The organism is Phytohabitans sp. LJ34 (genome assembly GCF_052068095.1).
Lineage (GTDB): Bacteria > Actinomycetota > Actinomycetes > Mycobacteriales > Micromonosporaceae > Phytohabitans.
The window spans coordinates 39,328-52,982 of the sequence record NZ_JBQHDG010000017.1 but is presented as its reverse complement, the minus strand read 5'-3'; the positions used below and the strand labels follow the sequence as shown (position 1 = coordinate 52,982).

Here is a 13,655-nt window from a genome sequence, read left to right as displayed (position 1 = left end):
TCGAAACGTGATCCGCCGCAGCGACGCCCTCGACGCGGGTCTCGCCGTGCTCGCGCTGGTCCTGTCGGTGGGCGTCCTGGCGTCAGACGGGCTGGGCACGCCCGATGCCGGGGTGCGTCACCTCGACGGCCCGGGCGTCCTGCTGGCCGCGGCGACCGCCCTGCCGCTCGCGGTCCGCCGGCGGGCGCCGATGGCGGTGTGCCTGATGACGTTCGCGGCGAGCGGCTTGCTGTACCGGTTCGGATACCCGTTCGACCTGCCGCTCGGCCCCGGCATCGCGATCTACACGCTCGGCTCGGCCTACGGCGGTGATCCGCGGCCGTGGCGCCGCCGGCTGGCGCTTCAGGTGGCGCTCGCGTTCGCGCCGCTGCTGGGGTTCGCCTACCTGCTGCGCGGGGAGGACGTCGGCGCGATCCTCGTGCCCGAGCTGCTGGGGCTCGCCCTAGTCGCCGCCACGCTCTACCTCGCCGGCGACCGTGCGCGGATGCGCCGCGAGCGGATGGCCGAGCTGGAGGAGCAGGCCCGCCGCGCCGGGCGGGAGGCCGAGCGCGAGCGGCGGCTGGCGGTGGCCGAGGAGCGCACCCGCATCGCCCGCGAGCTGCACGACTCCGCCGGTCACGCGATCAACGTGATCCTCGTCCAGGCCGGCGCCGCCCGCCTGCTGCACGGCCGCGACCCCGACGGCTCGCGGCAGGCGATCTCCGCGATCGAGGACGTCGCCCGCGGCACGATCGGCGAGATCGACCGCCTGGTCCGGGCCCTCCGCGACGACGGCCCGGTCCCACCCGCGCCCGCCGACCCCACCGCGCTGGCCGAGCTCGTCGAGCGCCACCGGGCCGGCGGCCTGGCCATCGCCGCCGAGATCCCGCCGCCGGGCCGGGCGCTGCCGCACGGCGTGGCCTGGGCGGCCTACCGGATCCTGCAAGAGGCGCTGACCAACGCGGCACGGCACGGGCGGGGCACCGCGGACGTGGCGGTGCGGTTCGCGGCGGACGCTGTCGACATCACGGTCACCAACCCGACCGCGGCCGCGGCGTCGACCGGCGGCGGCCACGGCATCGTCGGCATGCGCGAACGCGCCACCCTGCTCGGCGGCACCCTCGACGCGGCGGCCGAGCGCGGCATCTTCCGCCTGCACGCGCACCTACCCCACGGCCAGCCAGCATGACCGACCACCAGACCCCACGGCCGACCCCACCACCACCAGCAACACGGCCGACCCGACCGGCTTCATGGCCACCAGCAGCGCGGCCCACCCTGCCGGCTTCACCACCACGACCGGCACGGCTGACCGCTTCAGCGCGTCCGACCGCCGCCGCCGCCGCGCGGGCGCGCGGCGGGCCGGGAGCGGCACCGATCGGGGCGGCGGCGTGATCCGGGTGCTGGTCGTGGACGACGACGATCTCATGCGTGCGGGGCTGCGGGCGGTCCTGTCCAGCGACGAGTCCATCGACGTCGTCGGTGAGGCGGCCGATGGGCGGGCCGCGGTCGACAGCGTCCGGCGCCTCTCGCCCGACGTCGTGCTTATGGACGTGCGCATGCCTCGCCTCGACGGCATCGCGGCCACCCGCGAGCTGATCGCGGCGGCGCCGGAGACCCGAATCCTGATGTTGACGACGTTCGAGGACGACGACTACGTGTTCGGTGCGCTGAGTGCGGGTGCTTCGGGGTTTCTGCTCAAGCGCACCCGGCCGGAGCAGCTCATCGAGGCGATCCACACGATCGCGGGCGGTGAGTCGCTGCTCTCGCCGTCGGTCACCCGCACGGTGATCGACCGCATGGCTCGCCAGCCGCAGCCCGACCCGAGCGCGGGCCGCCGGCTGCGGGAGCTGACGCCGCGCGAGCGCGATGTGCTGGAGCTTGTCGCGCGCGGGCTGTCCAATGCGGAGATCGCAAAGTCGCTGATCGTCGAGGAGTCGACGGTCAAGACCCACGTGAAGCGCATCCTGGCCAAGCTCGACCTGCGCGACCGCGTCCAGGCGGTCATCCTGGCCTACGAGACCGGCCTCATCCGGCCCGGCGCCTGACGGCAGGCCGCCACACCCGGACACCCCAAAGCCGCCCAGCCCCACGCCCCACACCCGGACACCCCAAGGCCACCCAGCCCCACGCCCTCCACTCGCGGAGGTGGCAAAGGCCACCCGGCCGGATTCGCGCGGCGCGGACTACCCTCTCCCCCATGGCCGTTTCGTCGTTTCTCGTGCCGTTGGGCACGCCCGCGCCGGACTTCGCTCTGCCTTCGGTCGCCGGGCCGGAGGTGAAGCTCACCGACGTGTCCGCGCCGGCGTTGCTCGTCGTCTTCCTCAGCAACCACTGCCCCTACGTGCGGCACATCGAGTCGGCGCTCGGCGCGTTCGCCGCCGAGTATGCGGGCAAGGGGCTCGCCACCGTCGCCATATGCAGCAACGACGTCGACAACTACCCGGACGACGACGTGCCGGGGCTGGCCGCGCAGGTGGAGCGGGCCGGGTTCACCTTCCCCTACCTGGTGGACAGCTCGCAGGAGGTGGCCAAGGCCTACGCCGCCGCGTGCACGCCGGACTTCTTCCTGTACGACGCGCAGCGGCGGCTTGTCTACCGGGGCGCGTTCGACGAGGCGCGGCCGAAGAACGACCTGCCGGTCACCGGCGACCTGCTGCGCGCCGCCGCGGACACCGCGCTGCGTGGCGAGGCCGTGCCGGAGCCGCACGTGCCGAGCCTCGGCTGCGGCATCAAGTGGCGCCCCGGCAATGAGCCGCCGCCGGTCAGCTTCCTGTAGAAGGCTTGCGGAGTAGCGGCCGCCGCCCGTCGTGCCCCCTACGTCGAGGCAGATTTCCCCGCCTTCGCGTCAGCTCCGGACCGTGCACCGCCCGGCCGGCGGCTCGCGGGCCGAGCCGAGATCACCGGCCGTCCACTGCCGGGGCTCGCGAGACAAGCTCCAAAGACCCCTACCTTCCGCCGCCCTCACGCCGCGTCACCAGTGGGGGTCGGAAACGTCGAGATCTAGGAGACTTTGGGTTGAAATGGCACCCTAACTCTCCTAGATCTCGAATCTCGCACCACTCACACCGCCAGAGCGGTTACTCGCGGCGACGAGACCCCGCAGCCGCCATCCGGAAGAGACATTGGGATAAAGCCCCACCCCAGGGGCAGCTCAAATCTTTCGCCCACCCACCCCTGATCAACTCCGCCAAATCCGGTGGCGGGTCAGGCGCAGCCTGAGCCGGCGCACCGGCGTTGACCGGCCAGGGCCTCCGCCAATCCGGCCGGGGGCTCCTCGCCGCCGGCCAGGCGGTTCGTCAGCTGCCAGGGGTCGGTGGTCAGGTCGTAGTACTCGCGTTCGGTCCGGCGGCCGTCCGCGTCGTAGTACTCCGTATACTGGTAGCGGCCCCACGCGAAGAGCGACGCCCAGGTCGGGAAGCTCCCGTTCGCCGGGTCGCGCCAGTACTCCATCAGGATCCGCTCCCGCCGCGACGGGCCGAGCAGCGACCGGCCGTCCACCTCGTAGCTCGGGCGCAGGCCGGCGGCGGCCAGCAGCGTCGGCGTCACGTCGACGAGGGCGGCCATCCGGGGGTCGGCGGCGCCGGCCCGCACGTGCCCGGGCCACCACAGGTAGACGGGCACGTTGACCGACTCCAGGTACGGCGTGAACTTGCCGGGCAGCCCGTGCTCGCCCCACGCCTTGCCGTTGTCCGAGAGAAGCACCACCAGCGTGTTTTCCAGCTCCCCGCGGGCGGCCAGGTGCTGCCGCACCGACTCCACGGCATCGTCCACCGACAGCAACGTGCGCAGCTGCGCCGTCCGCGTGGCACGGCCCTCTTCGAACCCCACCGAATACTTCCGCACCCACGACGGCTTGTCGCGCCGGTCCGTCTCGCGCACCGCCGGGTTGCCGTCCCACGGAAACGAGCGCTTCGCGTACCGGTCCTCCGGCGTGTAGGGGGAGTGCGGCGCGGTGAAGCCCGCGTACACGAACCACGGCCGCGCGTCGTCCGACTCGAAGCCGTCCAGGTACCGGTTGACCTGCTCGCCGATGAACGTGGTCGAGTAGCCCACCCGCCGGCTCTTCCCCTCGATCGAGAACCACGCGCCGTCGTACCCCCCGTGGGTGAGCGCCCAGTGGTCGAAGCCCGGCGGCCGTTCTTCCAGCGGCCACCGGTTGAAGAGCTTGCCCACCGCGGCGGTCCCGTAGCCGGCGGCCTTGAGGTCGTGCTGGATCGTGCGGCGGTGGTCGTAGCGGCCGATCGCGTCCTGCTGGTTGACCCCGTGGTTGTGCGTGTGGCGGCCGCTCAGCAGCGACGCGCGGCTCGGGCAGCAGCTGGGGGTGGTGGCGACGGTGTTCGGGAAGTACGTCCCGTCGCGCCGCAGCCAACCCTCCATCTTGGACATCACCTCGGTCGACCCGGTGCGCGCGTCGTCGAGGACCAGCAGCAGGATGTTCGGCCGCGGCGGCGCCGCCGCGGCCCCCGGCCGGATGAACACAAACCCCGCGACGCCCGCGAGCAGCACGGCCAGGGCCGCGCCGCCGCGAGCGCGCCACGAAAACGAATTCACCCCTAAATACCATCATTGGTACGAAAGGGTGCCCTCTCAACGCGCCGGACAAGCGCTGTGAGAAATCACTTACGGAGCCGGGCCAGCCGTCCCTGCTCGCCCGACGCCCAGCAGGTGCCGTCGGGCGCGCAGTCGACCGCGTCGAAGCTGCCGGTGTCGAAGCGGGTCCACGTACGGCCGCCGTCCCGCGAGACGTCGCTGCCGGTGGGGCCGACCGCGAGCGCGGTGTTCCACCTCCACGGCACCCAGGCGGCGCCGGAGCGGTACTCCCCCGGCACGGTCCGCGCGACCTGCCACGTGCGCCCGCCGTCGCGGCTGGTCGCGGCGCCGTCGGGGGCGGCGGTGGGTGCCGCGAAGTCGCCGCCCACCGCGATGCCGTGCCACGGGTCGCGGAAGGCGAGCGAGTAGATGCCCGCCGACGCTCCACTGGGGACCGGCGAATCGGCGGCCTTCCATCTCCGCCCGCCGTCCGGTGAGGCGAAGACCCGCGCGGTCGCGCCTCCCCCAGTCGCGAAGAAGGCGAACGGCCCGGAGGTCACCAGGCAGGTGCCGCTGGCCGCGAACGCGAACTCGCCCGCCAGGGCGTCCGGCATCCGGTCGGCGGGCAGCACCCGCCACGAGCGCCCACCATCCACTGTGGACGCGATCCGGAACCTCCCGTCGACCGGGTCGGAGAGCGCCAGCCCGCGACGGTGGTCGAAGAACGCCATGCAGTCGTAGAACGCGCGCGGGTCGTCGTTGCGGAACGCCTCGGTCCAGGTGCGGCCGCCGTCGCCGGTCGCGTACACGCGGGACGCCTCCCCCTCGCCGATCGACAGCGCGACGGCACGGTCGGCGCCGAACGCCTCGATGTCGCGGAACTGGAGGTCGGCGGTGTCCGGCGGGCCGACCTGCGCCCAGGTGCGTCCACCGTCGACGGTGCGCAGCACGGTGCCGGCCGAACCGCTGGCCCAGGCGACCTTGGCGCTGACCACGTCGAGGCCGCGGAGGCGGGCGGTGGAACCGGTCTCGGCGAGCTTCCAGGAGTACCCGTGGCCAGCCGCTTCAGCCGGTGCGGCGGTGACGGCGAGAAGGATTGCGGGGATCACGGCGAAGATCGCTCTCATACACGCAAAACATACCGTACGCACGTCAATGTGAGGATGTTAACGCTCATCGATACTGACGAACACACGCTGTGAATGATCCAATACGCCATGGTCTCCGCGTCGCTGTGGCGAGATCGCGACTTCACGCTGTTCTGGGTAGTGCAGACGCTGTCCGTCGCGGGCGACTCGTTCTCCTATGTGGCGATTCCGCTCCTGGTGCTCCGCGGCACCGGGTCGGTGTCGCAGATGGGTCTGCTCACTGGCCTCGCCGGTGCGGCGACGATCCTCACCGGCGTATTCGCCGGCGCGCTCGCCGACCGGATCGACCGGCGGGCGCTGCTGATCGTCTGCGACATTTCGCGCGCCATTTTGTACGCGCTGATTCCGATCATGTGGTTCTTCTCCCCGCAGATCTGGCTGCTCTACGCGATCGTGCCGCTCGGCGCCGGGTTCGCGATGATCTTCCGGGTGACCTACGTGGCCGCGCTGCCCAACCTCGTCGACCCCGAGCGGATCACCGAGGCGAACGCCCGCCTCTCCGCCACCTACGCCGCCGCCGCGGTGGGCGGTCCGGTGGTGGCCGGCATCCTCTCCGGCCTGTACAGCCCGACCGTCGCGGTCGCGGTCGACGCGGCCACGTTCACGGTCTCGGCGATCGGGCTCTGCTTCGTGCGGCTGCGCGTGCGCACGGCGCCCGGCGAGCCGCGCCAGCCGGACGGCATGTCGTGGCGCGACCTGGTGGTCGGCGTGCGGTTCCTGTGGCGGCATCCGGTGCTGCGCGCGCTGACCATGCTGCTGTGGTTTCTGACGTTCCTGACGCTGGGACTGACCGACATCATCGTCTACTACGTGGGGCACGAGCTGCGCCGGCCGGACGCCACCGTCGGGTACGTGCTCGCCGCGGCCGCGTTCGGCACGATCGTCGCGGCGTTCGTGGTGGTGCCGGCGCGGCGGACGTGGGGCTTCGGCGCCTGCTGGATCGGCTCGTACGCGCTCTGCGGCGTCGCCATCGCCGGCATCGGCATGACCCGCAGCGTCCCGGTGGTGGCCGCCCTCGCCACCACCGTCGTCTTCGGCATCGGTGTGGCCGGGATCTGCTCGATGTCGCTGCGCCAGGAGGTGACGCCGGATCACCTGCTGGGGCGGGTCACGTCGTCGTTCTGGACGATCCACTCGGCGCTCGGCCCGGTCGGCGCGGCGGTGCTGACCGCGTCGGCCGCCAACCACGGCGTGCCGGCCACGACCCTCGCGGCGGGCGTGGCCTGCCTCCTGGTGGCGGTGGTAGGCACCCTGACGCCCGCGCGGCAGGCCAGACCCGAGCGGCTAGCCGTGGAAGCCCCGTGATCAAAGGTCCGCTCAAGCAGCTCCAACGGCGTGTGAGGACCTTTGCGCACCCCGGCTGGGCGCCGGGGTGAAGGTGCGGTAGTGGCGCATCTGTAGCAACAGCCAGCCGACGCTGACCGCGCCGAGCACCACGTACCCGAGGATCGCCCCGATGCTGTCCCACAGCGTGTGCAGGACGATCGCGCCGGCGAGCGTACCCAGGAAAATCCAGACGCGGCGGCCGCTCGGGCGGGCGGCGAGGGCGTAGAGCGCGCCGGCCGTCAGGCCGGTCCAGGCGGTGTGGCCGGCGGGCGCGAGGAGGCCGCGCACGAAGAGGGTCTCCTCGACCGCGCCGATGTCGCCGCGGGAGGCGAGCAGCGCGGTGAACGCGTAGCCCATCGTCTCCAGCGCGGCGAAGCCCGCCCCGCAGGCCACGCCGATGACCAGGCCGTCGCTCGGCTCGCGGCGGCGCCGCCACAGCACGAACAGCAGCGCCGCCGGCACGATCAGCTTCGCGCACTCCTCGATCACCGCGACGAAGAGCATCGGCAGCGCGCCGAGGTCGCGCAGCGTGTCGTACTCGAGCTGCCCGGCCACGACCACGCCGACCACGCCGCCGAAGAACGCCGCGACGGCCAGGATCCAGGCCGGCACCTGCCACCGGCCGGAGCGCCCCGCGGCGAAGGTCAGGAACGTCGCCGGCACACCGTCGCGCCGAGCAGGATGGTGGTCGGCACGAAGTTCGGGTTGCGCGTGTCGACCATGGTGCGGAGCACGGCAAGGTAGAGCACCAGGCCCACCACCAGCACCGCGACCCACGCCCACCGCCGGTAGGCCTCGTTCATTCGATCACGGTACGTCTACACCACGGTCACCGGGTGCCGAACGATCGCACCGAACAGGTATCCCAGCGTGTTGTGCGGCACCGTGTCGGGCTGGGTCACGCCGGTGACGTCGGTGGCGCGGGCCCGCAGCGTGTACGCGCCCGGCGCGGGGTGCCACGGGTACTCCCACCGCTGCCACGCGCCGCCCGCCCCCACGCGCTCGGCCGGGCGCCAGGTGCGGCCGTCGGTGCTCACCTCGACCCGGCGGACGCGCCCGTTGCCCGACCACGAGCGGCCGCGCAGCACCTGCCGGCCGGCGGAGAGCGTGCCCTCCCACGGCAGCTCGAACGCGCTCTTGACGGTCTGCCGCCCGACCAGCTCACCCTCGGCTGGGTAGGTGGGGCCGAAGAGGCGGTAGAACTGCGTGTTCCACGGCGAGAGGAGCGGCTCGGCGGAGACCTCCAGCTGGCCCAGCCACTTGATCGACGAGATGCCGATCCAGCCGGGCACCACCACGCGCACCGGGAAGCCGTGGTCGGGCGGGAGCGGCTCGCCGTTCATCTCGTAGGCGAGCAGCACGTCGTGCAGTGCCTTGTCGATCGGGAGCGGGCGGCGCACCGGACCGAGGTTGACCCCGCCGCTCACGAAGTCCGGGTCGAGGCCGACCGGCTGCACGTCGACGGCCGTGCGGGAGAGGCCGGCGCGTTTGAGCACAGTGGACAGGCGCACGCCCGTCCAGCGGGCCACGCCGATCGCGCCGAGCTTCCAGGCGGTACCCGAGACGGTCTGACCCTGCTGGCTGGTGAAGAAGCCGCGCCCGTTGCCGGCGCACTCGATCGCCGCGGTGACCGTGTCGGACGGCAGGTGACGCAGCTCGCGGTAGGTGAGCTCGACCGGCCCGCGGCGCAGGCCACTGCCGTGGATCCGCAGCCGCCAGGCCGCCGCGTCGATCCGCGGCGTGCGCGTGTGGTTGCGCACGAAGAAGCGGTCCACGGGTACGAGCGCGCCGGTGTCGCGCAGCGCCTCCCACTTCGTCTCCGCGTTGGTGCCGAAGACGGTGAACAGCTCCGGCGGCAGCGGCTTGAGGATGGGTGGGTCGGCGGCCCGGGCGGGCGTGCCTCCGACGGCGGCGCCGGCCGCCACCCCTATGCCGGCCGCGGCCGAGAGCCGCACCAGGCTCCGGCGGGACATCTCCACCTTGTCCATATCGAGGACGTTACTCTATAGGTTTAGTAGGAATCAATCGATCAGGTTTCAAGAAGTCGCGGCGCGTGGCGGCTCCGTAGCATGAAGATCGTCTGAGAGACCGCCAGAAGGAGAGCCGCCATGCCCGCGAAGAAGGCCGCCAAGAGCACCGGCACATACGAAGGCTTCAGCGCCGAGGAACGCGACGCGATGAAGGAGCACGCCAAGGAGCTGAAGGCGCGCGGATCCAAGGCGGACGCGGAGGCCGCCGTGCTCGCGAAGATCGCCGAGATGCCCGACTCCGACCGCGTCATGGCCGAACGCATCCACGCCATCGTCACGGAGAGCGCGCCGAGCCTCTCCCCCAAGACCTGGTACGGCATGCCCGCGTACGCCAACGCGGCCGGCAAGGTGATCTGCTTCTTCACGCCGGCGGCCAAGTTCAAGGCGAGGTACGCGTCGTTCGGCTTCAACGAGGACGCCACGCTCGACGAGGGCACCATGTGGCCGACCGCCTGGGCCTTGACGAAGCTGACCGCCGCCGACGAGAAGCGGATCGCCGCGCTGGTGAAGAAGGCGGCGGGCTAGTCCTCGGCGGGCCGCAGCCGCCAGCCGACCGCCACCTTCGGCGTGGGCGGCTCGATGACCACCGGCACCACCGTGCCGCCGCGCCGGAGCATCAGCGAGAGCACGGCCGCGCCGATCGCGAGGCCGCCGGCCACGTACCAGGCCAGCGCGTAGGTGCCGAGCTGGTCGCGGACCAGGCCGGCGCCCGTGGCCGCGACCGCCGCGCCGGCCTGGTGCGAGGCGAACACCCAGCCGAAGACGACCGGGCCGCTGGCGCCGAAGTACTCGCGGCACAGCGCGACGGTCGGCGGCACCGTGGCCACCCAGTCGAGGCCGTAGAAGATGACGAACACCAGCATGCTCGGCCCCACCGAGTCGGCGAAGAGGGTGGGCAGCACGAGCAGCGAGCCGCCGCGCAGCGCGTAGTACGCGCCGAGCAGCACCCGGGGGTCCATCCGGTCGGTGAGCCAGCCGGAGGCGATCGTGCCGGCGATGTCGAAGAGGCCGACCAGCGCCAGCAGGCTGGCGGCCGTCGTCTCGGTCATGCCGTGGTCGTGTGCGGCCGGGATGAAGTGCGTGCCGACCAGGCCGTTCGTGGTCGCGCCGCAGATCGCGAAGCCGCCGGCCAGCAGCCAGAACGCCCGGGTCCGGGCCGCCGCGCGCAGCGCGCCCACGGCCCGCGCGGCCGCACCGCCGGTGGCCGGCGCCGGCGGCGGGTCGTCCCCGGCGGCGCCGTAGGCGGTCACGCCCAGGTCGGCCGGCCGGTCGCGCAGGCGCCACAGCACCAGGGGTACGACGGCGAGGGCGGCCGCCGCCACGATCAGCGCCGCGGTGCGCCACCCGTTCGACTCGACCACCGTGGCCAGGAGCGGCAGGAAGACCAGCTGGCCGGCCGCGCCGCCGGCGGTGAGCACGCCGGTGACGAGGCCGCGCCGCTTCACGAACCACCGCCCGGTGACCGTCGCCACGAACGCGAGCGCCATCGAGCCGGTGCCCAGGCCGACCAGGACGCCCCAGCAGAGGATCAGCTGCCAGCTGGCGTTCATGAACACGGTCAGCCCGCTGCCCGCCGCGACCAGCACCAGCGCCCCGGTCACCACGCGCCGCATGCCGAACTTCTCCATCAGCGCCGCCGCGAACGGTGCGGTGAGGCCGTACAGGATCAGGTTGACGGAGACGGCCGCGGAGATGGTGGCCAGCGGCCAGCGAAACTCCTCGTGCAGCGGGTGGAGCATGACCGACGGTGTGGCGCGGAAGCCGGCGGCGCCGACGAGCGCGACGAAGGCGACGACGGCCACGAGCCAGGCAGGGTGAAGACGGCGGGTCACGGTCCGAGTTTCGATCAAGGGGTACCGAACGACGAGTGGCCCGCGAGCCATCATGCGCAATAATCGGGCCATATACTCGGGTGCATGCCGATCGCACCGGACGCCCATCGCGTCGCCGTCCTCGCCCTCGACCACGTCGTCGGTCTCGACCTCGGCACACCCTCCCAGGTGCTCGGCGCCGCGCGCGACGCGGCCGGCCGCCGGCGGTATGCGGTGGACACGTGCACGCCGACCGGCGGCCCGGTCCGCTCCGCCGCCCGGTTCCAGGTCCTGCCCGACCACGGCCTGGAGCTGACCGAGACCGCCGACACCGTCGTGGTGCCCGGCATCCACGGCGGCCCGCCACTGACCGACGGCACCCTCGACCCGGCGGTCGGCGAGGCGCTGCGCGCCGCGCACGGCCGGGGCGCGCGCATCGTGTCGATCTGCACGGGCTCGTTCGTGCTCGCCGCGGCCGGACTCCTCGACGACCGCCCGGCGGCCACCCACTGGGCGCACGCCGAGACGTTCCGCACCCTGTACCCGAAGGTCAAGCTCGACCCCGACGTGCTCTTCATCGACGACGGCGAGATCCTCACGTCGGCCGGCGTGGCCGCGGGCATCGACCTGTGCCTGCACGTCATCCGCCGCGACCACGGCACCGAGGTGGCCAACCACGCCGCCCGCCGCTGCGTGGTGCCGCCGTGGCGGGAGGGCGGGCAGGCGCAGTACACCGAGCACCCCGTCCCCGAGATCGGCGTCACCGGCACCGCGCCGACCCGCGAGTGGGCCCTCGCCCGCCTGGCCGAGCCACTCACCCTGCGGGCGATGGCGGCACACGCCCGGATGAGCGTGCGCACGTTCACCCGCCGCTTCCGCGAGGAGACCGGCGCGAGCCCGGCCCGCTGGCTGCTCCAGCAACGCGTCGACCGCGCCCGGCTGCTGCTGGAGACCACCGACCTCGGCGTCGACCAGGTGGCCCGCCAGTCCGGCTTTGGCACGGCGGCCGCGCTGCGCCAGCAGTTCCAGCTGTCGATCGGCGTCCCACCGACCGCGTACCGCCGCACCTTCCGCGGCCACGTTTGATCCACTCTCTACAGTCAAGGCGTGGTGGTAGCAGCGGACTGGGGCGACGTACCCACCTGGATCTCCTCGGTCGCGACGATCATGGCGCTGATCTTCGCGGGCCTCGCCGCACTCGCCGCCCAGCGGGTGTACCGGATCGAGTCCCAGCGCGACGAGGTGGCGGCCGAGGCGCGCCGGCAGCAGGAGGCGTTCGTCCGGCGCACCCAGGCTGCGCTGGTGTCGGCGTGGTGGGGCTGGGGCCTCGACGGGTGGGGCGCGTTCGTGCGCAACGCCTCCGAGACGCCGATCTACCAGGTCAGCCTCACGGTGGTGGACATCCACGACCCCAACGTCGGCGAACGCGTCGACCTGCCGATCGTGCCGCCGGCGGCCGAGCCGATGTTCCAGTCCAGCGAGCTGGGCACCGGGCTCGTCGCGGACGGCTCGCACGCGGTCGACTACCGGGTCGAGGTGACGTTCACCGACTCGGCCGGCGTGCGGTGGATCCGCGACCAGCTTGGCCGCCTCTCCGAGCTGCGCCCCGAGGTGCTGATCTGGGCGGACGAGCGGCGGGCCAACGCGCTGCGCACGTTCGCCGCCGACTTCCTCGCCACCCACGGCGTGCGGCTGCGCTTCCACACCGAGCAGATCGAGCGGCTACAGGAGCGGCTGGTACAGGGCACCGACGGCGACGAGGTACCGGACGTGGTGGTCGGCCCACACGACTGGGTCGGCGACCTGGCGCGGCGCGGGCTGATCGAGCCGCTCGCGCTGTCCCACCGGCGGCAGGAGGCGTTCCTGCCCGAGGCGGTCGAGGCCATGACCTGGAACGGCGAGCTGTACGGCGTGCCGTACGCCCTCGACACGGCCCTGCTGCTGCGCAACACCGACCTGGCGCCGGAGCAGCCGGCGACGTTCGAGGAACTGCTCGCCTCCGGCGAGGCGCTGCGCGCGGCCGGGCGGGCCGACGAGGCGCTGGTCGTGCAGGTCGGCGCGGACGGCGACCCGTACTACATGTACCCCCTGCTGCTCGCCGCCGGCGGCTGGCTGTTCGGCCGCGGCGCGCAGGGCCGGCCCGACCCGAGCCGGCTGGGTGTGACCGCGCCGGAGACGATCCGGGCGTTCGAACGCTTCCGCGAGCTGGGCGCGCAGGGCATCGGCGTGCTCCGCCGGGAGATCGACAAGGAGCGGGCCACCGCGCTCTTCCAGGCCGGCCGCACGCCCTACCTGGTCTGCGCCTCCCGCGTGGTCAGCGACCTGCGCGAGGCCGGACTACGGTTCGCGGTGGGCCCGGTGCCACCGTACGAGGGCCAGGGTCGGGTACGGCCGTTCGTGTCGGTGCACGGCTTCTTCCTCACCCGCCGCGGCCGCAACAAGACGATCGCCCAGGACCTGGCCGCCCACTACCTGACCCGCACCGACGTGGCGCTGTCCCTCTACGACATCCAGCCCCGCCCACCCGCGCTGCGCACGGCACTGGACGAGGTGGTCGCCCGCGACCCCACGATGGCCGACTTCTACGCCGAGTGCCGCGCCGGCGACCTCATGCCGTCGCTGCCGGAGATGCGCCAGGTGTGGACCGCGCTGGCCAAGGCCGAGGTCGAGCTGGTGGCCGGCGCCGACCCGGACCCGGTGGTACGCCGCCTGGCCGCGGCCCTACAGGAGGCGCTCCCCTCCGCCGAACTCCCCGCACCGAGACGCCCGCCCGGCAACGGCGCTACAGCACGCCGCTGACCGACCACCGGTCGACCGGGCCCGCCGGC

13 protein-coding genes are annotated in these 13,655 nt (G+C 73.0%); 7 read left to right on the top strand and 6 right to left on the bottom strand.

Annotation, left to right across the window (positions count from 1 at the left end):
* Positions 1 to 7 precede the first annotated feature (7 nt).
* From ACTMTJ_RS27950 to ACTMTJ_RS27940, 3 genes are all read left to right on the top strand, one after another.
* On the top strand, positions 8 to 1,168 hold the full coding sequence (locus ACTMTJ_RS27950) for a sensor histidine kinase (RefSeq protein WP_441221069.1): 1,161 nt from the start codon (positions 8 to 10) through the stop codon (positions 1,166 to 1,168).
* A 64-nt stretch (positions 1,169 to 1,232) separates the two neighbouring features.
* The gene (locus tag ACTMTJ_RS27945; protein ID WP_441221067.1) at positions 1,233 to 2,027 is read left to right on the top strand and encodes a response regulator; all 795 of its coding nucleotides are present in this window, start codon (positions 1,233 to 1,235) and stop codon (positions 2,025 to 2,027) included.
* A gap of 152 nt (positions 2,028 to 2,179) precedes the next feature.
* The gene (locus ACTMTJ_RS27940; protein WP_441221065.1) at positions 2,180 to 2,758 is read left to right on the top strand and encodes a thioredoxin family protein; all 579 of its coding nucleotides are present in this window, start codon (positions 2,180 to 2,182) and stop codon (positions 2,756 to 2,758) included.
* A 428-nt stretch (positions 2,759 to 3,186) separates the two neighbouring features.
* On the opposite strand, the gene ACTMTJ_RS27935 is transcribed toward ACTMTJ_RS27940, so the two are convergent.
* A complete protein-coding gene (locus ACTMTJ_RS27935) occupies positions 3,187 to 4,533 on the bottom strand; it encodes a sulfatase-like hydrolase/transferase (RefSeq protein ID WP_441221063.1) in 1,347 nt (448 codons plus the stop codon).
* A gap of 65 nt (positions 4,534 to 4,598) precedes the next feature.
* Entirely contained in the window at positions 4,599 to 5,639 is a 1,041-nt protein-coding gene (locus ACTMTJ_RS27930; protein ID WP_441221061.1) for a WD40/YVTN/BNR-like repeat-containing protein, read from the bottom strand.
* Positions 5,640 to 5,714: 75 nt separating this feature from the next.
* On the opposite strand from ACTMTJ_RS27930, the gene ACTMTJ_RS27925 reads away from it, so the two are divergent.
* Positions 5,715 to 6,965: an MFS transporter gene (locus ACTMTJ_RS27925; protein ID WP_441221059.1), complete on the top strand. Its 1,251-nt coding sequence runs from the start codon at positions 5,715 to 5,717 to the stop codon at positions 6,963 to 6,965.
* A gap of 12 nt (positions 6,966 to 6,977) precedes the next feature.
* On the opposite strand, the gene ACTMTJ_RS27920 is transcribed toward ACTMTJ_RS27925, so the two are convergent.
* Genes ACTMTJ_RS27920 through ACTMTJ_RS27910 form a run of 3 tightly spaced genes read right to left on the bottom strand, consistent with a single transcriptional unit; the run spans position 6,978 to position 8,974 of the window.
* On the bottom strand, positions 6,978 to 7,649 hold the full coding sequence (locus ACTMTJ_RS27920; RefSeq protein ID WP_441221057.1) for a PrsW family intramembrane metalloprotease: 672 nt from the start codon (positions 7,647 to 7,649) through the stop codon (positions 6,978 to 6,980).
* A complete protein-coding gene (locus ACTMTJ_RS27915) occupies positions 7,631 to 7,789 on the bottom strand; it encodes a hypothetical protein (protein ID WP_441221055.1) in 159 nt (52 codons plus the stop codon). The genes ACTMTJ_RS27920 and ACTMTJ_RS27915 overlap by 19 nt, the downstream gene beginning before the upstream one ends.
* Before the next feature lie 15 nt (positions 7,790 to 7,804).
* Positions 7,805 to 8,974 carry a sulfite oxidase gene (locus ACTMTJ_RS27910; RefSeq protein WP_441221053.1) on the bottom strand — a complete coding sequence of 390 codons (1,170 nt, stop codon included), beginning with the start codon at positions 8,972 to 8,974 and terminating at the stop codon, positions 7,805 to 7,807.
* A 120-nt stretch (positions 8,975 to 9,094) separates the two neighbouring features.
* On the opposite strand from ACTMTJ_RS27910, the gene ACTMTJ_RS27905 reads away from it, so the two are divergent.
* Positions 9,095 to 9,541, top strand: a complete 447-nt coding sequence (locus ACTMTJ_RS27905) for an iron chaperone (protein WP_441221051.1) — start codon at positions 9,095 to 9,097, stop codon at positions 9,539 to 9,541.
* Here the strand turns inward: ACTMTJ_RS27905 and ACTMTJ_RS27900 are convergent.
* Positions 9,538 to 10,848 carry an MFS transporter gene (locus ACTMTJ_RS27900; protein WP_441221049.1) on the bottom strand — a complete coding sequence of 437 codons (1,311 nt, stop codon included), beginning with the start codon at positions 10,846 to 10,848 and terminating at the stop codon, positions 9,538 to 9,540. The genes ACTMTJ_RS27905 and ACTMTJ_RS27900 overlap by 4 nt on opposite strands.
* Before the next feature lie 84 nt (positions 10,849 to 10,932).
* Here ACTMTJ_RS27900 and ACTMTJ_RS27895 point away from each other — a divergent pair, with 84 nt between their 5' ends.
* Together ACTMTJ_RS27895 and ACTMTJ_RS27890 are read left to right on the top strand one after the other, a co-directional pair.
* The gene (locus ACTMTJ_RS27895; RefSeq protein ID WP_441221047.1) at positions 10,933 to 11,913 is read left to right on the top strand and encodes a GlxA family transcriptional regulator; all 981 of its coding nucleotides are present in this window, start codon (positions 10,933 to 10,935) and stop codon (positions 11,911 to 11,913) included.
* Positions 11,914 to 11,934: 21 nt separating this feature from the next.
* Positions 11,935 to 13,626 (top strand): sugar ABC transporter substrate-binding protein, encoded by a 1,692-nt coding sequence (locus ACTMTJ_RS27890; protein WP_441221045.1) that lies wholly within the window; start codon positions 11,935 to 11,937, stop codon positions 13,624 to 13,626.
* Positions 13,627 to 13,655: the final 29 nt, after the last annotated feature.

Coding starts and splice junctions, on each gene's coding strand:
- ACTMTJ_RS27945 (WP_441221067.1), top strand. CDS start 1,233: ATGGCCACCAGCAGCGCGGCCCACCCTGCCGGCTTCACCACCACGACC.
- ACTMTJ_RS27940 (WP_441221065.1), top strand. CDS start 2,180: ATGGCCGTTTCGTCGTTTCTCGTGCCGTTGGGCACGCCCGCGCCGGAC.
- ACTMTJ_RS27930 (WP_441221061.1), bottom strand. CDS start 5,639: ATGAGAGCGATCTTCGCCGTGATCCCCGCAATCCTTCTCGCCGTCACC.
- ACTMTJ_RS27925 (WP_441221059.1), top strand. CDS start 5,715: ATGATCCAATACGCCATGGTCTCCGCGTCGCTGTGGCGAGATCGCGAC.
- ACTMTJ_RS27915 (WP_441221055.1), bottom strand. CDS start 7,789: ATGAACGAGGCCTACCGGCGGTGGGCGTGGGTCGCGGTGCTGGTGGTG.
- ACTMTJ_RS27910 (WP_441221053.1), bottom strand. CDS start 8,974: ATGGACAAGGTGGAGATGTCCCGCCGGAGCCTGGTGCGGCTCTCGGCC.
- ACTMTJ_RS27905 (WP_441221051.1), top strand. CDS start 9,095: ATGCCCGCGAAGAAGGCCGCCAAGAGCACCGGCACATACGAAGGCTTC.
- ACTMTJ_RS27895 (WP_441221047.1), top strand. CDS start 10,933: ATGCCGATCGCACCGGACGCCCATCGCGTCGCCGTCCTCGCCCTCGAC.